Origin of the sequence: Aliiroseovarius marinus (genome assembly GCF_004360145.1) — a bacterium.
In the GTDB taxonomy this organism is placed as follows: Bacteria; Pseudomonadota; Alphaproteobacteria; order Rhodobacterales; family Rhodobacteraceae; genus Aliiroseovarius; species Aliiroseovarius marinus.
In genome coordinates, this window is record NZ_ML178717.1 from 126,370 (window position 1) to 148,856 (window position 22,487).

Consider the following 22,487-nt stretch of genomic DNA (forward strand, 5'->3'; position numbering starts at 1 on the left):
CCCCTCTCACCCGATGGTGAAAACTGTCAACTTTATGTCTATTTTTAGGCTTGTTGACAGGGAAAAACCGCGTCTCTACCCTCGCAGCACGTTGTGAGGGAAGGGTGACCTTAAGTGCAGATTAACTGCCGTGGGTGCTCTACGAAATAGATAGATGATTATCACGTTTGCTGCGCGTGTCCGGTTTTCGCTTGGGTGCTGCCGTAAAATTAACTTGTTATGTTTCCAAACTCGGTCTTTTGGCCGGGCTTCATGCGTTGGTTGGCGCCCCGGCCTTGGCCAATGATCCGTGTCTAGAAGATGACGGCAATCCTGTTTCGGGCGCGATTGTCGAGGTCTTCTGCGAAGGCAATCAGTCAAACGGCGTTCACTTCCCGAAATTCACCTTTGTTCCCCTAGCCGGCTGGCACCTGCTCAATCCGTTCAACCCAAACACATTCTCAGAGATCGAGGTCGCCTATCTGGATCGCCCGATCGTCACCAACAACATCTCGGCCATTCGCCTGCTTACCTACGCGCAGCCCTATCTGGATTATGGCACCGATTTCGAAGCGCGGCTTCTGCCGGATGGGAATGGTCGATACATTGGCGCCAGTGGCTTCGGCGCCTCTGCGGTTCAGCTCAGCTCGTACGGTGCATATCTGATGCAAGGGGATGTGAACCTTCCCTATCTTGACGAACGCTTTGGCTTCTCCGGCAGCGATCTGTCCTTAAGGATCGACAATTCTTACCCGACCCGCGGTCCGGGCGACGGGGCGATATACTTCGACGACACGACTAAAGACTTCGGCCATGACCGCAGCAACGCCCAATATGCCAATTGGGCGGCTGGCAACGCGTTCCAGATGGTGACCACCGGTGATCGCGGCCACGGCGTCGTGGTAGAAAGCTATGGCGGCCATGGCTCTGGCGGCTCAAGCGACCGCACCTACGGTGGACCTGGGGGCCGCGGCGGCGTGCTTGGCGCGATCATTCAGGGCCGCATCACCACCTATGGAAACGATGCGGCCGGGATCCTGATACGCAGCAAGGGCGGCAATGGCGGCAATGGGCACAATGGGACGCTCATCGGCGGGGGCGGAAGTGGTGGCATCGGTGGACGCGGCGAATACGTTGTTCTGAACAACATGGCCTCGATCAGCACCCATGGATTCCGATCCTCTGGGATCGTGGCGCAATCGTTGGGCGGCGGCGGTGGTCTGGGCGGCAATGGCGGCTGGGTATCCGGATCGGGCGGCGCAGGTGGTGCGGCCTCGAGTGGGGGCATCGTCTATGTAACGAACCAGAACTGGGCCAGCATCGTGACACGCGGTGCGGGCGCCAACGGCATTCTGGCACAGTCCATTGGCGGCTTCGCTGGTACAGCTGGGTCCGGGGGCTATCTGTTCTCGGCGGGCGGCAACGGACTCTCCGGTGGCAACGGCAGCGGCGTCTTTGTGACCAACAATGCCTCGATTGACACCTGGGGCGCTTATGATGCGGTCGGAATTCTGGCACAATCCATTGGTGGCGGAGGCGGAGCCGGTGGCGCGGCGGATGGGGCCTATGCCATTGGCGGCACGGGTGGCCTTGGCGGGGACAGCGCCGGGCTGAAAGTCATCAACCGCGGCACTATTAACACCCACTGGGGTCGGCGCAGCCACGGCATTCTGGCGCAGTCCATCGGTGGCGGCGGCGGTGTCGGTGGCAGCGCCAATGGCGCGGGCGCGCTTGGCGGTGACGGCAACTCGGCCGGATCATCTAATCAGGCCATCGTCGAGAATAGCGGCGCGATTTATACGGCCGGTCAGGACGCGATCGGCATCTTCGTCCAGTCCATTGGCGGCGGCGGTGGTCACGGCGGCAACGCCAGCGGCATGGCGGCCATCGGCGGACGCGGCGGATTTGGCGGCAATGGCGGCTTGGCCATCGTACGGAATGATGGATATGTGTCCACCTGGGGGCACTATTCCACCGGCATTTCTGCACAAAGTATTGGCGGCGGCGGCGGAACCGGCGGCTCGGCCACCGCGTCCGGAGCCTTTGGCTCTTTCGCCATGGGCGGAAGCGGGGGATTTGGCGGCGGCGGCGCTTCCGTAGAGGTCACGAACAATAGCGGCTTCTCGGGCTCGGCCAACATCACAACACGCGGGGATTACGCAGACGGCATTCTGGCGCAATCCATCGGCGGCGGCGGCGGCAATGGCGGCGCGGCGATGTCCAGCGCGTTCGGCGCGGGCTTCTCGGCCGCCTTCGCCCTTGGGGCCAATGGTGGCGTCGGGGGTGGCGCTGGAAACGTGACCGTAAACTATCGCGGTGCCATTCGAACCGAAGGCGATTGGTCCAGCGCCGTACGTGCACAATCCTTGGGCGGCGGCGGCGGCAATGGCGGCTACGCGGTTTCAGGCGCGGCCGCGGCCACCGGTGCGCTCAGCTTTGCGTTGGGCGGATCGGGCGCTGCGGGTGGTCAGGCCCAAAGCGTAAGTGTCACGACATACCATAACCTTCTCACACTCGGAGATCGTTCGACCGCGATCTTGGCCCAGTCGATTGGCGGTGGTGGCGGTAATGGGGGCTTTGCCTTCTCAGGCGCCATGAGCGGCGTCGGAAGCCTAAGCTTCGCCTTAGGCGGCAGCGGGGCACGTGGCGGCGGCGGGGCGAACGTCACCGTCGACAGCCACGGAAACATTGCCACAGCCGGGCTGATGTCCGCGGGCATTGTGGCGCAGTCAATCGGTGGCGGCGGCGGTAATGGCGGCCACTCGATGGCGCAAAGCTTTGGCGGCGTTGGGGCGGGATCGCTGGCCCTGGGCGGTAGCGGATCGCTGGGCACCTATGCTGGGCATGTCAACGTCACATCGCGTGGTCAGATCGACACATCTGGTGACGGCGCGCACGGGATCGTTGCGCAGTCCATCGGCGGTGGTGGCGGCAATGGCGGCTTCGCAGTTGCAGGCGCGGCCAGTGGCGGCGGCACCTTGTCGGTGGCCGTGGGCGGCGCTGCAGGTGCTGGTGGCGGCGGACGGACCGTCACCGTCACGACATATGACCGGATCGGCACCCAAGGCGATCATGCTACAGGTATCTTGGCACAATCGCTTGGCGGTGGTGGCGGCAATGGCGGGATGGCCCTTGCGGCAGGTGCCTCGGGTAAAGGGGCGCTGTCGGTCGCCCTTGGCGGCGCAGGCGGCGATGGCGGCACATCCCAGCGCGTATCGGTGACCGCAAATGGCGCCATTGTCACGGCAGGCGACATGTCGTCTGGCCTTGTCGCGCAATCCATTGGCGGCGGTGGCGGTCGTGGCGGCATGGCCATCGCAGGCGCGCTATCTGGAACCGCCTCGGGCAGCTTGTCCCTTGGTGGACGTGGCGGCGGCGGCGGAAATGGCGCAGACGTTTGGGCCAACGCAGCCGGGCTGGTTCTGACACAAGGCGACGGTGCGACCGGCGTTCTGGCGCAATCTATCGGCGGCGGCGGCGGAGACGGCGGCATGGCGATCAGCGCCTCGGCCAGCTTCACCGCCAGCGCAACCGCCAGCATCGGGGGATCCGGCGGCGTCGGAGGCAACGGCGCACGGGTCGATCTGCGCGCTTCGAACGGCGCATGGACCTTTGGTAACAACGCCAATGCGCTGGTGGCACAATCCATCGGTGGCGGCGGCGGAAATGGTGGCATGTCCAGCTCGGGCAGCTTTGCAGCGACGGGCTCGGTCGGGCTGGGCTTCGGCGGGGCTGGAGGCATTGGCGGACATGGCGGACGGGTTGACGTCATCGTGGCGAACTCGGCCATTCCGGATCGCAACATCGAAACCTATGGCGACAACTCGACGGCCATTATTGCCCAATCCATCGGTGGCGGTGGCGGCAATGGCGGCTTCTCGGCCTCCAGCGCGAATGCTGGCACCGGCAGCGCTACGATGGCCTTCGGCGGCTCCGCCAGCATCGGCGGTCGCGGCGGATATGTCACCGCGAGCGTAACCGAAAGCATTCTGACCACAGGCGACATGTCCCACGGGCTTGTGGCGCAATCCGTGGGCGGCGGCGGCGGCAATGGCGGCTTCGCCCTGTCCGGTGGCTTCGGCGGCAACCGGGCGACACTGGCGATGGGCGGATCGGGTGGCAACGGCCAGATCGGTGGCGCGGTCGCGGTTTCGCTGGGCACAACGGCATTTGACACATCCATCCGCACCGAAGGCGACGGCTCGGTCGGGGTTCTGGCACAATCCATCGGTGGCGGCGGCGGCAATGGCGGCTTCGCCATCGGGGCGGATGCCTCGAACAGCGCGTTCACCGCGGGCATGGCGATGGGCGGGTCCGGCGGCACGGGCGCCAATGGCAACACGGTCACTTTGACCAGCCGCGCTGCGGTCACCACGCTGGGCGATCACGCCACGGGCCTGTCGGCACAGTCCATCGGCGGTGGCGGCGGCAACGGAGGCTTTGCGGTCTCGGGCGGGCTGAACGCAGGCACGGCAGCGTTGAACGTGGCGCTGGGTGGTGCGGGCGGCGCAGGTGGCGCGGGCAGCAGCGTGACCTTGGACAGCTTTAAAGACATCAGCACTGCGGGCAGCTTCTCGGGTGCGATCCTTGCGCAGTCGATTGGCGGCGGCGGCGGTAATGGCGGCTTCTCGGCCAAGGCGGGTGTGTCCTCGACCGCGAACGGAGGCTTTGCCCTTGGCGGGCGTGGTGCCTCTGGCGGAGCGGCCGGATCGGTGCAGGTCAGTGCCGAAGGCCAGCTGCTGACGCTGGGCGATCACTCGGCCGGTATTCTGGCGCAATCCATTGGCGGAGGCGGCGGCAACGGTGGCTTCGCCATCACTGGCAGCTTCAGCAGAACCGCCGCGGCCAATGTGGGCATCGGCGGGCGCGGTAGCGCGGGCGGTGCGGGTAGCTTTGTCGGCGTGACCAACGCAGCCAGCATCATCACAGCGGGTGATTTCGCAATGGGCCTTGCGGCGCAGTCGATCGGCGGAGGCGGCGGAAACGGAGGCTTCACCATCGGCGGCACTCTGGCCAGATCTGCCAACATGGGCGTGACCATTGGCGGTGCTGGCGCAGGTGCGGTGCAGGGCGGCTCGGTCGAGGTGACGAACACCGGCGACATCACAACGGGCGGCGTGCAGTCAGACGGATTGCTGGCGCAGTCCATCGGCGGGGGCGGCGGCAATGGCGGCTTCACGCTGGGCGGCACGGCCAGTTCAGGGCGCGCGGCGACGGTTAGCCTCGGCGGGAACGCCGGCAGCGGCGGTGCGGGCGGTCTGGTGACAGTTTACAACACCGGGGACCTGTTCACGCTGGGTGATCGTTCGGCCGGGCTGGTGGCACAATCCATCGGCGGTGGCGGTGGCACAGCGGGGTCTGCGGGCAGCTTGTCGGCGACCTCGGGCAATGCGCTGACCCTTGCGCTGGGTGGCAGCGGTGGAAATGGCGGCAATGGCGGTGCGGTCTACGTCACCAATTCAGGCAGCATCTCGACATCTGGTGAAGGCGCGCAGGCGCTTCTGGCGCAGTCCGTCGGCGGTGGCGGCGGCATGGCAGGCGGCACGTTGTCGTTGCGGGCCGCCGGGTCGGCATCAGCCAGCCTGACCATCGGAGCCAGCGGCGGCATCGGCGGCGCTGGCAGCAACGTCGCGCTGATCCAGACCGGGATTGCGGGCGGTGGCACGTCCTTGCAAACATACGGCCAAGGCGCCGACGCGGTGCAACTGCAATCGATTGGCGGCGGCGGCGGCAACGGATCCTACATTATCGCGGGCGGCGGCAACAAAGGGGCTGGTGGCAGCCTGTCTATGGGCTCAAGCGGCGGGGCTGGCGGCAATGCTGGCACGGTCACCGGGCAAGTCGGCGCGGCGGGCGCGTTGATCACCCTGTACACGCGCGGCGATGACGCAGCCGCAATTCGCGCGCAATCCATCGGTGGCGGCGGCGGCAATGGCAGCTTCACCATGGCCGCGCAGGGCACCAGCGGTGCCGGGCTGAGCCTGACCATGGGCGGTCGCGGTGGATCGGGCGGCGCTGGTGGCACGGTCACGCTGGAAGAACTGCACGCCAACATCTACACAGCCGGCGCAGGCAGCGCGGGCATCGTGGCGGAAAGCATTGGCGGTGGAGGCGGCTCGGCGAACCTGCACCTGTCTGGTGCGCTGTCGAAATCGAACGCTCTGTCGCTGCAACTGGGGGCCGATGGTGGCACCGGATCGCGCGCGGGCGATGTGCGGATCGTGTCGAACGGACATGTCGTCACGCAAGGCGTGAATGCAGCCGGGATTGTGGCGCGCTCGATTGGCGGAGGTGGTGGTAATGCCGGGGTGAATATCGGGCTGGCGCTGTCCTCGAAAGCCAATGGCGTTGCGGTGACGCTGGGCGGCACGGGCGGCAGCGGCGGACATTCCGGCGCGGTTTCGGTGGTGTCGAACAGCGTGATCGACACAGCTGCGGATGGCAGCGGTGGCATCATGGCACACGCCGTGGGCGGCGGTGGCGGCACCGGCGGCTTTGCAGGCGCCTTTGCCGGATCGTTTGACGATGGAAAAACGCTGAACCTGCAACTGGGCGGCAACGGCGGGACCGGGCACTATGGCGGCACCGTGGACGTGACCTCGAATGGAATGATCCTGACGCGTGGCGCAGATGCGATCGGCATCAGCGCGCTGTCTCTGGGTGGCGGCGGTGGTTCTGGCGGAGGCGCGATGGCGTTCAACTTCGCCTTGGACAACGAAGCCGCACAGCTGTCGCTGGCGAGTGGAGGTGATGGCGTCATGGGCGGATACGCGTCGGGCGTGACGGTCACCAACACGGCGGCGATCTCGACCGGTGGCACGCGCAGCCACGGCATCACAGCGCAATCCATCGGCGGCGGTGGCGGCAACGGTGGACAGGCCGTGGCCGGCAGCATCGTTGCGAAGAAATCGGGATCGGGCGCGAAGCAATTCTTCGTAGGCCTTGGCGGAGCTGGCGGCGACGGCAACCACGCTGGCACCGTCGACGTACAAAACGACGCAGGCATCACCACACTGGCGGCGAACTCGCATGCCATCTTGGCGCAATCCATCGGCGGCGGCGGCGGCACCGCAAACCAAGCCTTGTCGCTTGCCTTCTCGGGCGCGGACAGCACTGCATTTGGTCTGTCGCTGGGCGGAGACGGCGGCGATGGCGGCTTTGCAGACCGGGTCTCGGTCACCAACACAGCCGCTCTTTATACGCAAGGCATTCTCAGCCGCGGCATCCAAGCCCAATCCATCGGCGGCGGCGGTGGCGCGGGTGGCTTTACCGGCAGCGCAGCGATGGGACGCGGAGGGGACACGAACCAATACGCCTTCGCCATCGGTGGTGCGGGCGGCACTGGCAATATCGGCAGCGCGGTCCATGTGGCCCACGCGGGATACCTTCTGACCACGGGGGCGTTCTCGGAAGGTGTACTGGCGCAGTCGATTGGCGGCGGTGGTGGCGCAGGCGGGTCGGCATTGGCCATGACACGCGCCACCACCCCCGCAAACGGACAAAATGGCGATCCCGCGCGCAATCTTGCGGTGGCTGTCGGGATTGGCGGTCAGGGCGGAACCGGCGCACATGGCGGCGCGGTGAACGTCGACATCGACGGGGTTGTGAACACGTTCGGCCTGAACTCGCACGGCGTCATGGCGCAGTCCATCGGTGGTGGCGGCGGCGCGGGCGGCAACTCGAAAGCCGTCACGATCTTTGCCGGGAAAGAGGACACCAACCAGCCCAATGGCCCGCAGAACCGCTCGCGCGTGTTGACGATGGGCGGCGACGGCGGCGCAGCTGGGAATGGCGGCGCGGTGACTGTCGAGAATGACAGCTGGGTCGTGACCTATGGCGCGAATGCGTTCGGTATCATGGCGCAATCCGTCGGCGGCGGCGGTGGCGTCGGGGGCCATGGCGAACACGGCAAGCCCACCATCGACGAGCTGGTCGCCATCGGCGGTGATCTGGTAGCAAACCTGCCGACAATCCCTGCCCTTCCGGCCTTCCCCTCGGTTGGCTCCACACCCGGCCTGCCCGGCGCACCGGGTCTTCCGGGCCTCCCCACGATGCCCAATTTTACCAACTTGCCCGACCTGCCCAGCCTGAAGGATCTGGGCGGTCTGCCGGGCTTGAATGGCATCACGGTACCCGGGCTTCCGGGTCTGCCCGGTTTGCCTGGCCTGCCCGTGGTGGCAAATCTACCCGAGGCGCCGGATGTCCCGGGCCTGCCCCCTGCTCCCGAACCGCCCGAGGCACCTGAAGCGCCTGAAGCGGAAGACGAAGAAGACGGCGTCAGCCGGTTCGAAATCGCCGTCGGTGGTCGCGGTGGCGCCAGCGGGGATGGTGGTCTGGTGACCGTGGCCAACCGTGGCAACGTGATGGCACTGGGCGAAGGGGCCATTGGGGTCTTTGCACAATCCGTCGGCGGTGGCGGTGGCCTTGGCGGCTATGGTGCCGTTGGCGAAACGGGTACCATCGGGCTGGGTGGCTCGGGCGGTGCTGGGGGTCACGGCGGGGATGTTCTGGTCACGAATGATGGCCTGATCCTGACTGCCGGGACCGCAGGATATGGCATCTTTGCACAATCCGTCGGCGGCGGTGGCGGCATGGCCGGCAATGTCGACCGTGGCGTCCAAGGCGAGGAAAACACAAGCGCTCTGGCCTTTGGCGCTTCCGGCGGTGCGGGCGGCAATGGCGGAGACGTCACCGTGATCAGCAACGGCGCAATTGTGACACTGGGCGACGGCGCGACGGCGATTTTCGCACAGTCGGTTGGCGGCGGCGGCGGCCTGCTGGGCCAGATCGGTGAAGGCAGGGGGCTGGTCGGCAGCACAGGTGCAGTCGGGACCGCGGGCGATGTGCTTGTGGATCACACCGGCACGATCATCACCGCAGGCGACGGCGCCCACGGCATCTTTGCCACCGCGCTTGACGGGAACGGCGCGCCGTCGGGCAGCGTCACCGTCAACTATTCAGGGGACATTACCGTTCTGGGCAAAGGCGCCCATGCGATCCTTGCCCAAACCACGGCCATCGGCGGTCCCGCAAACCGGGTCGAGATCGGCATCGGTAAGGGATCGACCGTCACCGGCGGCACGGACACGGCCACGGTGTCTCTGGTCGGCGGCACCGACAATTCGCTGACCAACGAAGGGCAGCTGCAATCCTCTGGCGGATTGGACGCCACCGTGATCGAGGCCCAAAGCGGCAATGACGTAATCACCAACGCAGGCATTTTCGTCGGCACGTTCGATCTGGGCGCCGGGCAGAACCTGTTCGACAACCAAGACGGCGCTCTAATGCTGCTGGGCGCGCAATCGCATCTGCATGACGGCAGCGCTGGCGCCTCGGGACTTCTCAGAAATGCAGGCGAATTGTCATTCGGCGATACCGGCTATCTGAATTATGACGCGCTGATTGCAGCCTATGACCCCGTCGCACGCCCTGCGACCCTTGATGATCTATATCTGACGGGAGACTTCCAGCAAACCACAACCGGAACCACCTTCATCGACCTTGATTTCGGCACCCGCACCGCGGACCACCTGATCAACACCGGGTCTGCCAATTGGGATGGCACGCTGTCCGTCCTGACCTATAACGCGACGCATCTGCGGTCGGGCATTTCGCGCGCCACGTTCTCGACCGCATCGGGCGGTGCGGATATGGGCGGGCTGACCCTTGATATCGCGCCCAGCGCCATCGTCGATTACAAGATCGCCGCCCTATCTGCGAATGAGCTTGCGGTGGAATGGGACGTAGACTTCGCACCGGAAGAGGCCAACTTCAACCGCAACGAAACCTCGCTGGGCGAGCACCTAAACTCGGCCTTCATTGAGGGCGCACCGACCGGATTGCAGGGGCTTTCACAGGCACTGTTCTGGGTGCCGGACGCAAGCTATCTACCGCTGCTCTATGACACCATGAACGCCGACGTCTACGCCGCCCGCAAAGCCTCGGATCACCAAGGTCTGCTGGGCTTCTCGGAGCGGTTCGGGCGCTGTGACCTGTCGGAAGAGCAATCCAGCTGCCTGACCTTCAGCTTTGCCAGCGAAAAGAGCCGCCGCCGCGGGGATTTCGAATACCAAGATCAGAAGACGTCGCGTGCCACCGCGCAGCTTAGCGCGGCACGTATGCTGGACAGTGGCGCACGTCTTGGGCTCGGGTTCGATTTCGGCTCGCACAGCACCAGCCATACACGGACCGGTGCCAGCGCAACCGGGCGTCACGCGATGCTGGGCCTCAGCTATGATGTCGCCCGGTATGGGATCGACTGGACCTTTGGACTGGCCGCTGGACAGGCAAACTCGAAAGTCCGGCGTTATCCGTTCATCGGCGGTAAGACCAAAGGAACGCTGAACACCACCAGCGTGGCGCTGTCCTTGGGCGCTGAAAAACAGTTTGATCTGGCCCAAGGCTTCTTTGTCCGTCCGGGCGCGCATCTGAGCCTTGGCAAGACCTCCTCGCAAGCCCTGAATGAACGTGGTGGAGATCTTGCGCTGGCACTGGAGCACAGCGCGGACTGGTTCGTGGTCTTCACCCCGTCCATCGAGCTGGGCTTTGACGGCCCGCTGCAGGACGGCTGCCGTGCGCAATGCACCACGGTCACCGGCGGGCTGAAGCTGTCGCGTCAGACCTATCTGGGCAATCGCTCGGCCAGCTCGGTCGGACAGTTCGTCGCAAGCCCCGCAGGATCCGATCCGTTCAATGTGACTGATGCGCTGGAAGACAGCTGGGCTGTCGAGGCCTCGGTCGGCTTGGAGCTGGCACCGCTGACCTCGGCCGAGATCGTGGCCGAACGTCGCTGGCTTGGAAACGCAACCTCACACAGCGTTGGCTTCCGGTTCGAACACGCGTTCTAAAGCGCGCCGCGTCTTGGCGCGCTTTAGGCCGGCTTACTCGGCCAGCTTGATCGCGTCAAAGCTTTGCGCAAACCCATCAAGCTGAAGGGTGAAGCTAACGTCCTGATCAGGCGCCATCCGGAAGGTCAGTGGCTGCTCGCCCCCGGACAGGAACATCTCTGAAATCTCGCCCGAGAACGGCGTTTGTGCATAGCAGGCCGCGGTATCGCAGGTTTCAAGCGCCAAGGTGATGTTGCCAAGCGTGACGCCAGTCGGGATATGCACGCCGACGGGCAACTCAACAGACAACAACGCATGGCCCGGAAGGTCCAGCTCTTCCGAGGTCACAACCGTGCTGCGCACAATCGGCGCGCCACTTTGTGCGTCAATCACGGTCTGCGTCGCCCGACACACCAGCGTGGCCCCACGCGCTGCCGAGAGGCACTGTTGTTGCCAATTGCGCGCCTCTTGCGCCTGCGCGATCATCGGAAGTGTGGATACAAGCAGGCAGGTTGCAGCAAATCGGATCATAGGGGCCTCTTTTCTAAACTAAATTTCTGGTCTCAATCGCGCTGTATTCGGCGTCCGGACCAGAAAGCGAGAAGCTGTTGCCTGTGTCAAGCATTGCCAGAGTTGGCGCAGCAATTGTCGGGACTTGTTGTGAAAAGGGTCCGATATGCATTTGCGCAGAAATGACCGCCGCAATCTGTCGTTGATAATTCTTCGACGTGGAATTGTGCAGACACAATCCAGCATGCGCAAAAAATGGCAGGTGCTTGGCTCGGTCGCCTCCATTCCCACACCTAATGGTTGTGTTTTGCAAACAGCCTTCCCAACGCCTCAAAGGCGCCATATTCAAAGCTTACCTAACGAGAGATTTCGCGATTCATTTGCGAATTGTTATTACCCTTGGGGAAACAATGCTGCCAACCCACAGCAGACCCTTGAAAATGAAGCAACACAGATAAGCACATGGCAACAATTAATCTCACGCTCCAGGATGTGAATGGCGACCCGTTTCTGTCGCCCGGTTCGAACATCAACATCACCACGAACAACACGCCGAATGCGATCTTCAACGAGCCCTCTGGATTAACGACACTGGAAGTCGTGTCCACAGGTGACACCGTAACGATCGGTGGGGTTGAATACACCTACGAATACCTTGGATCTGGTGATGTGCGGGGCGATCCCTTGCAGCCCACCGCGTTCATTCGTCTGACCGGGTCGACCGATCCCAACGCGCCGCTTCCGGTGGGGACGACCTATGCGATCGACCTGACGGGGCAGCCCGGTGATCCGGACTATCCGAACGTGCAGAATGGTAACACCAAGCTGACCGTTAACACGTTGAACACGACGGATCCGGTTCCTTTCCCATGTTTCGTCGCCGGCACGCTGATCGAAACTCTGGACGGCCCTCGCGCCGTTGAGGACATTCAGGTCGGTGACATGGTGTGGACCATGGACAACGGCTTCCAGCCGGTCCGCTGGGTTGGCACCGCCAAGGTTGAAGCCGAAGGTGACATGGCGCCGATCGAGTTTACGCCGGGTGCGATCGGAAACAAGCAGGCGCTGCGCGTATCCCCGCAGCACCGTGTTCTGGTCAGCGGCTGGAAAGCCGAGCTTTACTGTGGCAGCGATCAAGTGCTTGTCGCAGCAGCACATCTTGCGACAGGTGACAAGGTGCGCCGTCTTCCCGGTGGCCAGGTGACCTATGTCCACCTGCTGTTTGACCAGCACGAGATCGTTGAGACGGACGGTGCGCTGACCGAAAGCCTGTATATCGGCCCGGAAAGCGTGAAAGCGCTTCCGAAAGAGTCGGTTGAAGAGCTTCTGACCCTCTTCCCCGAACTGATGAGCCGCACGGGTCAAGATCCCGTCGCCCGCCGCGTAGCAAAACGCCATGAAGCAGCGCTGCTTGCGGCGTCCTGACACGAAGCAAACCGAAGCCCGCATTAAATGTGCGGGCTTCACCCCCTTCTGACTGCCCCCCGGGCCAGACGACCCAGCCCAGCATCACGCAGGCTTTGTGTCGCAGAAACACCAGCCTTCCCGAAACTTGAGCATTCCCATCCTCCTGCGGGTTGACGCGCCAGATGGCGTTCCCTAGCTGTGCCCCATACGCACGAGGCACGCTGCCTCTTGCTCATGGAGATTTTATGAAAGAGTCCCGGGCCTAACGCCCGTTCCTGGCGACCCAAATTCAGGAACACCCACATTGATAGCCACACTCACGCGCGATGCTGAGTGTGCCTGTTTCTGTACTTTCGTAAGATCGAGACACTCCAATGAATATCTCAAAGCACGAACAACGTGTTTTGCATGAGCTCGCCCTTGGCGGGTCCATCCATCATGAACGCCTGGAAAACGGAAAAATCCACAGCGTGATCTGTTATACGCGCGACGGCCATGTGCTGTCCGATTGCACGCTCAGCGTTTTCCAGCGACTTTTAAAGAAACGCTTCATCCGCTCGAAAAACGGTGCTCCCTACCGGGTCTCTCCTCTGGGGATCAAATCCGTACGCGCGCAAATGAACCAACGATAGGAAAGACCAATGAACCAAACAGACATCGAAGACATTCTGAATGTTCATCTGCTGGCCTTTGGTGACGAAGAAGGCCCCGAGATCGCCGCGCTGGCGCGCGCGCTTCTTGCGCTGCCGGACACGATCTCAATCAGCGCGCGGCGCGAGGGGGCCATCGCTGGCAACGTACTGTTCACACCCTTTGTCTTTCAGGACCATCCAGGCACAACATGTTACCTGCTGGCGCCTTGCGCCGTGTTGCCCCAGCATCAAGGGTCAGGGGTTGGGAAAGAGCTGATGGAGCGCAGCATCGACCATCTTCGATCTATCGGCGTGGACGCTGTGTTTGTCCTTGGCGTGCCCGACTTCTATCCGCGCTATGGGTATGTTCCGACGGACAAACAGACCCCCTACCCCGAGCTTTTGACCATTCCAGAATCCTGGATGGCGCTTGAGCTGACGCCTGGGGCCGTGGCGCCTCTTAGCGGAAAACCCACGGCGGTCGAGGCATTCATGCATCCCGAGCTCTGGGACACATCCGCCTACGGATAGCGCGGCCTGCGACGGGCAAATCGGGCATTTGTTGTTCTGCATCAGATGCTTGGTTTGTCCTCCGGGTCGTGGCATACGGTCAGCTCTGACCAATCCCATGGGCGCGCTCATGCTAAACATTACGCGCCCATGGGATTTACTTTGCTGCTGATTTTTAGCCGCTTGAGCCCTACGTGGTTGAAAGCCTCTTTCATATTCACTATTTTGAATATATTGATCCTGATCAAGTCCCACTACGAGCGACTCGTATATACTTTTGGCCCAAGCTGGAACTGGTTGTGTTTCACGCGAATGTACGGACTCGGTTTGAGCCACCCACCGCAAAGGAGATTGCGATGCGTAGAATAGTTTTGCCCCTGTTGGTTGCCTTGTTCCCGTTTGCGGCCACGGCCGAAGAACCGTTCGTCGCAAATGCTGTCGACGTCACTGAATGGAAAGCCGTGTTTGGCCGGATCGAAGCGCGTGATCGCGTTCAGGCGCGGTCGCGACTTGGTGGCACGATCATCTCGATCGACGTCTCCGAGGGTTCCACGGTCGAGAAAGGCCAGCAGATCGCCAGCATCACGGACGAAAAGCTAACCCTACAACTGAACGCGGTGGATGCGACGCTGACCTCGCTGGAGTCGCAGTTGGACACGGCTTCGGCTGACCTGAAGCGTGGCGAAGACCTGCTGGAACGTGGGGTCGCCACCGCACAACAACTGGATCAGCTGCGCACGCGCGTGGACGTGATCAAGGGACAAATCGGCACCGCGCAGGCCGAACGGAGCGTTTTGGAACAGCGCGAAGCGGAAGGCGCTGTGCTGGCGCCGATCGGCGGCGCGGTTCTTCAAGTTCCCTTGACCGAAGGCTCTGTCGTCATGCCCGGCGAAAGTATCGCCGAGATCGGCGGAGGCGGCTTCTTCCTGCGCCTTGCTGTGCCGGAACGCCATGCGAACTATCTGGAAGAAGGTGCGGAAATCCGCATTGGCGGCGATGAAGGCGAGACCACCGGGGTCCTGGCCAAGCTCTATCCCCAAATCGAAAACGGCCGCGTGATCGTCGACGTGGAATTCGCAGGCATGGAGACCGACTTTGTGGACGCCCGCGTGTTGGTGCGCCTGCCGGTGGGCAAGTCGACGACTTTGCTGGTACCCGAAGGCACAGTTTCGACCCGCATGGGGCTGGACTTCGTCACCGTGCAGTCCGCAGACGGCGCGAAGTCGCAGCGCTCGGTCGTCACGGGTGGCGCGCACCAGATGGACGGCGTCGAGATGATTGAAATTCTGTCGGGTCTCACCGCAGGCGAACAGGTGGTGACCAGCCATGAGTAATCAGCCAAACACCCCCTCGCTGGGCATTGCGGGCGGATTGACCAAGGCGTTCATCCGCTCGGCCCTGACCCCATTGATGATCTTGGCCTCGCTTGCCGTCGGCCTTGTGGCACTGGTCAGCCTACCGCGGGAAGAAGAGCCGCAGATTTCGGTCCCGATGGTGGATATCCACATCCAAGCGCCGGGCCTGAAAGCAGAAGATGCCGCCAAGCTGGTGACCGAGCCGATGGAAAGCATCGTGCAGGGCATCAACGGGGTCGAGCATGTCTATTCGCAGACCAGCGACGACTATGCGCTTGTGATGGCGCGGTTCTTGGTTGGCACCTCGGCAGATACCGCGATTTTGCGGGTGCATGACAAGGTGCGCGCGAACATGGATCGCATCCCGGTTGGGATCAACGAACCCCTGATCGTCGGGCGCGGGATCGACGACGTGGCCATCGTGTCGCTGACGCTGACCCCCAAACCCACCGCCGAACACACGACCGCCAACGACCTGACACGGATTGCCCGCAAACTGCAGGTCGAGGTCGCCAAGATCCAAGACGTGGGCCTGACCTATCTGGTCGGCGAAAGCCCCGAAGCGATCCGCATCGCCCCGGACCCCGAGCGTCTGGCGCTGTATGGTGTCACCTTGCAACAGCTGGTCGGCAAGGTCCAAGGCGCAAACCGCGCGTTCAGCACCGGGTATATTCGCGACGGCGGGCAGCAGGTGATGTTGGCAGCCGGCCAGACATTGCAGGCGTCCTCGGACGTTGCAAACCTGCTTCTGACCACGCGCGACAACCGCCCGGTCTATGTGCGCGACGTCGCCAATGTCAGCTTCGTGCCGGACACCTCGGACAAGATCGTCGCCAATGTCACGCGCAATGAGGCCCGAGAGATCATCCGCACCCCTGCCGTTACGCTGGCCGTTGCCAAACGCGCCGGCGCCAACGCCGTGGTCGTGGCCGAGGAGATCCTGCACCGCGTCCACATGCTGGAGCATGACCTGATCCCCGAAACCGTGCAGATTGACGTCACCCGCGACTATGGCGAAACGGCAGACGAGAAGGCGAACGAGCTTCTGTTCCACTTGGGGCTAGCGACGGTGTCTATCGTGGCGCTGGTGCTGTTCACCATCGGCTGGCGCGAATCCATCGTGGTCGCCGTGGTGATCCCGGTCACCATCCTGCTGACGCTTTTTGCGGCATGGGTCATGGGCTACACGCTGAACCGCGTGTCGCTTTTCGCGCTGATCTTCTCGATCGGGATCCTTGTGGATGACGCCATTGTGGTGATCGAGAACATCGCCCGCCATTGGGGCATGCAGGACAAGGCGGATCGCGTGACCAAAGCCATCCGTGCAGTGGCCGAGGTGGGCAACCCAACCATCGTTGCAACCCTGACCGTTGTGGCAGCCCTTCTGCCGATGCTGTTCGTGTCGGGCTTGATGGGCCCGTATATGAGCCCGATCCCGGCGAACGCCTCGGCCGCGATGATCTTTTCGTTCTTCGTGGCGGTGATCATCACCCCGTGGCTGATGATCAAGATCGCAGGCAAAGCGCCTGCGCATGATCACGATGAGGAAGGCCATCACGGTGGCGTTCTAGGGCGGATCTATGCCTCGGTCGCGCGTCCTTTGCTGAAGACCAAGACGATCAGCCTGACCTTCCTGCTAGGCGCTGCCGTGATCTCGTTCGGGTCTCTGGCGCTGATCTATACCAAGGACGTGACGGTCAAGCTTTTGCCCTTCGACAACAAGTCGGAACTGTCGGTGGTGGTCGATCTGCCCGAAGGATCATCAATCGAGGCAACCGACGCCGTGGTGCAAGCCGTGGCGCGCGAAGCCCTGCAGATGCACGAGGTTGTTTCGGCGCAAACCCATGCCGGGGCGTCCGCGCCCTTCAACTTCAACGGTCTGGTCCGGCATTATTACCTGCGCACGCAGCCGCATCTGGGCGACGTACAGATCCTGCTGGACCACAAGGAACACCGCGAGCGCACGAGCCACGAGATCGCGCTGGAACTGCGTGAACGGGTGAACCAATTGGATCTGCCCGCAGGTACCAACGTCAAAACGGTCGAGCCGCCCCCCGGCCCGCCGGTCATGGCGACCCTGCTGGCCGAGGTCTATGGCCCCGATGCCGACACCCGTCGCGAAGCCGCCAGCAAGATCCGAGCGGCGTTTGACAGCGTGCCCTTCGTCGTCGATGTCGATGACAGCTTCGGCGAACAACCACGCCGTCTGCGCATCACGATCTCGCAGGACCAGTTGGAGTTCTTCGGGGTGCAGGAACAGGACGTCTTCTCGACGCTGGCGCTTCTGAACCACGGGCAAACCGTTGGGTATTCGCATCGCGGTGAGGGCCGCTATCCGATCCCTATCATCGTGGAACGTGACAAGGCGGACCGGGTGCTGGACGAACGCTTCCTGTCCACGCCGATCCCCGCCAACGCCCTGCCCGGCGCCCGCGGCGTGGTGGAACTTGGGGACGTGATCGAGATCACTGAAGAGAAAGCCTCGTACCCGATCTTCCGGCACAACGGCCGCACGGCCGAAATGGTTACCGCCGAGGTTGCCGGAGACTTCGAAGCCCCGGTCTATGGCATGATCGCCGTGGCCGAGCAGTTGGACGCAATGGAGTGGGAAGACGGCACCAAGCCCGAAATCCGCATGAACGGCCAGCCCGAGGATGAAAGCATCGTCACCCTGCTATGGGACGGCGAATGGGAAGTCACCTGGGTCACCTTCCGCGACATGGGGGCCGCCTTTGCCGTGGCGCTTCTGGGGATCTATATCCTTGTGGTTATGCAGTTTGGATCGTTCAAACTGCCGCTGGTGATCCTGACGCCGATCCCCCTGACCTTCGTCGGGATCATGGGTGGGCATTGGCTGTTCAACGCGCCGTTTTCGGCCCCGTCGATGATTGGCTTCATCGCGCTTGCGGGCATCATCGTACGGAACTCGATCCTGTTGGTGGATTTCATCCGGCATGCCGATCCCGCAAAGGACAAAGTCGAAACCCTGATCGAGGCCGGTGCCATCCGCTTCAAGCCGATCCTGTTGACCGCCGTTGCGGCGATGATTGGTGCGGCGGTGATCTTGGCCGACCCGATCTTCCAAGGGTTGGCGTTGTCGCTGCTCTTTGGCTTGCTCAGCTCGACCCTGCTGACGGTTCTGGTGATCCCCGCGATTTACCGCGTGTTCCGGACCTAAAGAACTGCCACATTCGGCGGTCCACACAAAAACAAAGCAGCCCCGAAAACTGGGGCTGCTTTTTCTTTAGGGGCGATGACTTCCCGCCGGCTCTCTGGAGTAAGCGAACATGAAACCTGGTTCCTGTCTGGATTGTTTACAACCCAATCAATCGTCGATCGTCAGTCAGATGAACGGCAGTCCACAATCCTGAATCGCCTAATCCCCCACGACCAATCCAAGCTCTTTGTCAGAGGCTGAAGGTGCGTATTTGTTGCGCGGCGGCATGGGACGGTCCTGCCATCTTGGTTCGAACACGAAGCTGGACACCTTTCGACCATTCACCAAAGCGCCATTTCCCGCGCCCAAGGCATAGTCGTAATAGAGCTTCACGATCTCCTCTTCCGACACCTGATCCGTCGCCTCATGCGCCATGCAGGCAGCACGCCATTTTGCAACGCGGGCATAATCGGGTTCGTCTGGAAGCTCGAAATCCTCGTAATAATCGAGGAACCAGAACCGTTTGAACATTGGGGTGAACACAGCTTCGGCTAGACCAAATTCGTGAAACAGAAACGTGCCTTCAGGATTATGCTCCATCAGGAAAGCATTGATATCGCGGTAAAGCGCCAGCAGCTTTTCGTTCAAAGCCTCGCGCTGATCCATGTCCTGATTCATCACATAGATATAGCCCGCCATGGTAAAGGGGCCTTCTTTGGCGATGAGCATGGATTCAACGGCATGCTCATACGGATCGCTGCGTCGCAAAGGCGCGCCTTCAAGGACTTCGTCAAGGTAGCGCAAAATCACCAGACTCTCTTTGAGGATCTTACCCTCATGTGTTTCCAACACCGGCAGGGCTGTCGTGCCGCGTGTCTTTGCCAACAGCGCCGGGTCGCGCGGTTTGGTGATGTCGACGACGCGGAATTCAACCGCGTCCGGCTGGCCACGAAGGGCCAGTAGAATTTCCAACCGTTGGGAAAAGGGGCAAACAGGTATGTGGTAAACAACTGGCTTGGTCATATTTCTCAATCCATGAAAGGGCTGGCGTTGGTGCTGAAAAGTCAACGGATGCTAGATGCTGCACCAAAATAAACGACAGTGGAAGATCGTTTCCAAGCTTACTTCATGGGGCAGAAACTCATTTCGGCCGACCGATAGGAAATCCGCGAATGATGGGAACCGATCCAGACCTATGTCAACAGGTTCACGGTTGGTATCACCGATACCAACCGCTCCCTCTGACCATGCAGAAATCGTAACTCAACCACTTCACACTTTGCAGGTCAAACCCAAGATACTCAGGCGCCGAGGTGGATACACAACCACACACCGTTTAACCAAAACTCCGGCACCGTACTAAGCAACAACAGCGACGTTAACGGCGTCGCTATATGTTTGTCGGGTGCGTTGGGAAAAGGTTCATAAATAATTTACAATTATTTGCAGCTATCGGCCTGGATCAGTCCCCAGCCGAACCGGCTGTCCCTTCCGGGACGCCCAAGGTCGCGGGACCGCTGGCGCAAAGTGTTCAGTAGCTGCTGCTTGCGCAGCCCCGAGCGCGCGACCTCTTGCGCGATGATCGCAGTGGCAAAAGCCGCTGCGTATGACGTGCCCGAGGCAAAGGTCGTGCCCCGTCCACGTGGTAAAAGCAGATCCACGCCAGGCGCGGAAAAGTCCACCTCGGGTCCGCCATTGGCGTGTTTGTACAGCCGCTCGCGCGCATCTACTGCGGTGACGGCGATGACATTCGGATCGGATGCGGGATAGGCGACCGCTGTGCGTCCCCCATTCCCTGTGGCGGCCACCATGATCAGCCCTTTGCGGGCAACCGTTTTGACGATGTCTTCAAGGCTATCGTTCTTCGGCCCGGCCAGCGACATGTTCACGATGTCGACATTGTTCTCGACCATCCAGTTCAGACCAAGCGCAATGCTTTTCAGCCGCGCGACTGACCGACCGCCATTGCGCGCGAAGGCCACGACCGAGAAGATCTCGGCCCCCGGGCTAATCCCTTGCGGAAGCTTGTCCGTCCCCAAGCCGCTGATCAGGGCCACGATGCCTGTCGCATGATCGACCGATCCGGTGCGATCGCGCGGAAACAGGACCGAGGTGGATTTGACCGACACGCCCCGCAAAGCCGGGTTCGAGGTGTCTACCGGGCCATCGATCACCCCAACACGGACGGGGCGGTTCAGCTTGCATCCGGTGTCGGGCGCTAGGCCCAGAAGCCGATTGGCATAGGTTGTACGCCCCTTCGCAGCCCCATAGACCGAATGCTTGTCGACAATCACCGAAATCCGCTGACGGGCAAGGCGGGACCGCAATTCCGCAAGCGACATACGCCCATTCAGGTCCACCGCAGACATCCGCGCGCCCAAAGCCCCCAAAGAGGTGTTGCGCAGAATGGACACACCTTCACGCGACATCATGGTCTGGGCGCGGGCCATTTCTGCGCTGGACCCGATCAAAAGATATTCCGGCCCGCCGCTCGGTGCGGCAACTTCATTCCGGGTGGCCCGGATGACAGGCTGGCCATTGGGCGTTCTCAGGAAGAAACCCTGCCCCAGACCGGCACCTCGGCCCGAGCCTGCTCCACTGCCCGGTCCCGTCACGCTGCCGCCGCCATTCGGATCGTCACAAACACGTGCCGTGGCGACAACCTTGGTCGATCCATTGGGCTCGACATGAACCACATGGAACTGAACCGAATAAGGCAATCCGATCGATGGCAGCCTGATACGAAGACGGCTGGTGGTATGCGAAATCAACGTGGCCGGCAGCAATGTGCCGCTAACCCGCGTGCGCAAATTGGGCGTCGCGTTCCTAAGAAACCCGGGGGTGGGCACATCCAGAATGTCACCGGGCAGCACGCAATTGCCTCGCTGCGCCTGTGCGCTTGGCGCGACACCGAAAAGTGTGATGGCAATCAGAGCAAGGGCAAGAGCAAGGCGCTTCACGGAAGGTCTACACTTTCGAAAACGTCAGTTTCTGAGCGCAACGTTCCGGCCAATTGTTCGAGATCGGCTTCCGGATCAAGCGGAGATAGCCGGTACAGGCCAATCGCGGACGGACCGTCGACGATCACCAGCTCATGCATCTGCAACAAAGACGCCATCGACGCCTGCGTAACATCCGGCCGGAAACTCACAACGATATTCGCCGTGTCATCGTTGGACGACGCCAGTTCGTAAACGTCTTCCGACGCGCGGAAGTTGCCAAGTACGGCAAGCAGGGCAAGCGCTGCGGCAAGCCCACTTGAGAACGACAGAATATAGCGCCGCGTTCTGGATCGCCCTTCAAGGACTTGTTGTGGGCTGTCTTCGATGACACGCCGAAGCCGCGCCAAACCCAGATCGCCCGGACTTTGGACGTCGGATTGTTGCTGCATCGTTGCGCGAACAAGGGACAGCATCTCGGCTTCTTGCCGCAGGGACGGGTCTTGCGCCATCGCGGCCTCGACCATGTCGCGCTCGTCTTGCGACAGGGTTCCGTTGACCCAAAAGGGCAACAGCTCGATGATATGCTGACGATCTAACTCTGAACTCATGACGCTACCTTTGCATTCATTCTGCCCTGAAGGCAGTGCAACAACAACTTCTTAGCATGAAAAATACGGGTTTTGACGGTCCCTTCCGGCGCTGAAGTCACCTCGGCGATCTCGCGATAGCCCATATCCTCGTAGAACGCTAACTCAATGGCGTCTCGATGATCAGGCTTCAACTGCGCCAAACAGGCCCGCAAATGCTCTGCCTCTTGCACGGCAGAAATCTGGGCAACCGCGCTTGGTGCTTCATCCAGCTGCTCGGGCAGATCATCGGTAATCGTCAGGCGTGCATTCTTGCGAAACACATCAATGACCTTTCGGTACGCAATCGAAAACATCCACGTTTTGACAGCAGACCGCCCTTCAAAGGCCGCCGCCCCTTTCCATACATCTAAAAACACTTCTTGAAGTATGTCGGCCGAGAGGTAGGGATCGTTCAATTTAATGTTGATAAATCTGTAGAGCGGTCTCTCCATCTGGCGATAAAGCGCGTCGAGGGCGGTTTTGTCACCTTTTCCGATCCGGTGGATCAAAGATTTCAGCTCTGCATCTTTCATATCCGCG

Annotated in this window: 11 protein-coding genes; 6 read left to right on the plus strand and 5 right to left on the minus strand. The window is 61.9% G+C overall.

The annotated features are described in order from the left end of the window. Positions 1-239: 239 nt before the first annotated feature. Positions 240-10,826, plus strand: a complete 10,587-nt coding sequence (locus EOL43_RS08935) for a hypothetical protein (protein WP_133487685.1) — start codon at positions 240-242, stop codon at positions 10,824-10,826. Between the two features lie 33 nt (positions 10,827-10,859). Here EOL43_RS08935 and EOL43_RS08940 read toward each other — a convergent pair whose 3' ends face one another. Then, positions 10,860-11,336 (minus strand): invasion associated locus B family protein, encoded by a 477-nt coding sequence (locus tag EOL43_RS08940; protein WP_133487687.1) that lies wholly within the window; start codon positions 11,334-11,336, stop codon positions 10,860-10,862. A 441-nt stretch (positions 11,337-11,777) separates the two neighbouring features. On the opposite strand from EOL43_RS08940, the gene EOL43_RS08945 reads away from it, so the two are divergent. The 5 genes from EOL43_RS08945 to EOL43_RS08965 all read left to right on the plus strand — a co-directional run bounded on the left by EOL43_RS08945 (position 11,778) and on the right by EOL43_RS08965 (position 18,397). Then, positions 11,778-12,740 carry a Hint domain-containing protein gene (locus tag EOL43_RS08945; protein WP_133487689.1) on the plus strand — a complete coding sequence of 321 codons (963 nt, stop codon included), beginning with the start codon at positions 11,778-11,780 and terminating at the stop codon, positions 12,738-12,740. Positions 12,741-13,096: 356 nt separating this feature from the next. Then, positions 13,097-13,354 carry a YjhX family toxin gene (locus EOL43_RS08950; protein WP_133487691.1) on the plus strand — a complete coding sequence of 86 codons (258 nt, stop codon included), beginning with the start codon at positions 13,097-13,099 and terminating at the stop codon, positions 13,352-13,354. A 9-nt stretch (positions 13,355-13,363) separates the two neighbouring features. Beyond that, positions 13,364-13,885: a GNAT family N-acetyltransferase gene (locus EOL43_RS08955; protein WP_133487693.1), complete on the plus strand. Its 522-nt coding sequence runs from the start codon at positions 13,364-13,366 to the stop codon at positions 13,883-13,885. A gap of 335 nt (positions 13,886-14,220) precedes the next feature. Further along, positions 14,221-15,198 (plus strand): efflux RND transporter periplasmic adaptor subunit, encoded by a 978-nt coding sequence (locus EOL43_RS08960; RefSeq protein WP_133487695.1) that lies wholly within the window; start codon positions 14,221-14,223, stop codon positions 15,196-15,198. After that, on the plus strand, positions 15,191-18,397 hold the full coding sequence (locus EOL43_RS08965) for an efflux RND transporter permease subunit (RefSeq protein ID WP_133487697.1): 3,207 nt from the start codon (positions 15,191-15,193) through the stop codon (positions 18,395-18,397). Before EOL43_RS08960 ends, EOL43_RS08965 begins: the two co-directional genes overlap by 8 nt. A gap of 198 nt (positions 18,398-18,595) precedes the next feature. Here the strand turns inward: EOL43_RS08965 and EOL43_RS08970 are convergent, their stop codons facing one another. The 4 genes from EOL43_RS08970 to EOL43_RS08985 form a co-directional block, all read right to left on the minus strand. Then, entirely contained in the window at positions 18,596-19,399 is an 804-nt protein-coding gene (locus EOL43_RS08970; protein WP_133487699.1) for a glutathione S-transferase family protein, read from the minus strand. 416 nt (positions 19,400-19,815) lie between these two features. Continuing rightward, positions 19,816-21,336: a S8 family serine peptidase gene (locus EOL43_RS08975; protein ID WP_133487701.1), complete on the minus strand. Its 1,521-nt coding sequence runs from the start codon at positions 21,334-21,336 to the stop codon at positions 19,816-19,818. Further along, the gene (locus EOL43_RS08980) at positions 21,333-21,926 is read right to left on the minus strand and encodes an anti-sigma factor family protein (RefSeq protein WP_133487704.1); all 594 of its coding nucleotides are present in this window, start codon (positions 21,924-21,926) and stop codon (positions 21,333-21,335) included. The genes EOL43_RS08975 and EOL43_RS08980 overlap by 4 nt, the downstream gene beginning before the upstream one ends. Next, a complete protein-coding gene (locus EOL43_RS08985; RefSeq protein WP_133487706.1) occupies positions 21,923-22,480 on the minus strand; it encodes an RNA polymerase sigma factor in 558 nt (185 codons plus the stop codon). Before EOL43_RS08985 ends, EOL43_RS08980 begins: the two co-directional genes overlap by 4 nt. Positions 22,481-22,487: the final 7 nt, after the last annotated feature.

What these genes read in the sequence shown, in the direction of transcription:
- EOL43_RS08940 (WP_133487687.1), bottom strand. Translation starts at nt 11,336, where the DNA reads ATGATCCGATTTGCTGCAACCTGCCTGCTTGTATCCACACTTCCGATG.
- EOL43_RS08980 (WP_133487704.1), bottom strand. Translation starts at nt 21,926, where the DNA reads ATGAGTTCAGAGTTAGATCGTCAGCATATCATCGAGCTGTTGCCCTTT.
- EOL43_RS08950 (WP_133487691.1), top strand. Translation starts at nt 13,097, where the DNA reads ATGAATATCTCAAAGCACGAACAACGTGTTTTGCATGAGCTCGCCCTT.
- EOL43_RS08955 (WP_133487693.1), top strand. Translation starts at nt 13,364, where the DNA reads ATGAACCAAACAGACATCGAAGACATTCTGAATGTTCATCTGCTGGCC.
- EOL43_RS08970 (WP_133487699.1), bottom strand. Translation starts at nt 19,399, where the DNA reads ATGACCAAGCCAGTTGTTTACCACATACCTGTTTGCCCCTTTTCCCAA.
- EOL43_RS08960 (WP_133487695.1), top strand. Translation starts at nt 14,221, where the DNA reads ATGCGTAGAATAGTTTTGCCCCTGTTGGTTGCCTTGTTCCCGTTTGCG.
- EOL43_RS08965 (WP_133487697.1), top strand. Translation starts at nt 15,191, where the DNA reads ATGAGTAATCAGCCAAACACCCCCTCGCTGGGCATTGCGGGCGGATTG.
- EOL43_RS08985 (WP_133487706.1), bottom strand. Translation starts at nt 22,480, where the DNA reads ATGAAAGATGCAGAGCTGAAATCTTTGATCCACCGGATCGGAAAAGGT.
- EOL43_RS08945 (WP_133487689.1), top strand. Translation starts at nt 11,778, where the DNA reads ATGGCAACAATTAATCTCACGCTCCAGGATGTGAATGGCGACCCGTTT.